This is a genomic window from Arhodomonas sp. KWT, from assembly GCF_010993615.1.
Window position 1 is genome coordinate 1 of sequence record NZ_WNXE01001119.1, and the last position, 525, is coordinate 525.

At 74.7% G+C, this 525-nt stretch carries 2 pseudogenes; both read left to right on the top strand.

The window, feature by feature from the left end:
* A pseudogene (locus G7A99_RS24460) lies at window positions 1–222 on the top strand (hemin ABC transporter ATP-binding protein); the annotation flags it as partial.
* 53 nt (window positions 223–275) lie between these two features.
* Window positions 276–525, top strand: a pseudogene (locus G7A99_RS25010) (hypothetical protein); the annotation flags it as partial.

A 525-nucleotide genomic window follows, 5' to 3' on the forward strand; every position in this document is an offset into this window, starting at 1 on the left:
GGGCACTGCGTGGTCGCCGTGATGCACGACCTCAACCTGGCCGCCGCCCACGCCGACCACCTGGTGCTCCTGGACCACGGGCGGGTCGCCGCCCAGGGCACGCCGTGGGACGTCCTCCGGGCCGGGCAGCTCCGGCGGGTCTACCGCCAGCCCGTGTGCGTGCTGCCGCACCCCGAACGCGACTGCCCGGTGGTGGTGACCACCGGCGACGGTCCGCCGTAACCCCAAGCAATCCACCCACCCGTGCGGGCCGGAGGGCCCGGGAGTTCACAGCCATGACCGCCACCATCGACAGCGACAGAGTCACCCGGGTGCTGGCCCGGGAACACGCCGCGGCGCGTGCCCAGCGCGACGCCCGGCGCCGTGCCGGGCCGGACGCCCCGTTCGATCGCAGCGAGGCGTATCTCGCGATCGGCCCGGACCAGGGGGCGACGCTCTACATGCTCGTCCGTGCCGCCGGGGCGCGGCGGATCGTCGAATTCGGCAGCTCGTTCGGCATCTCCACGCTCTACCTCGCCGCCGCCG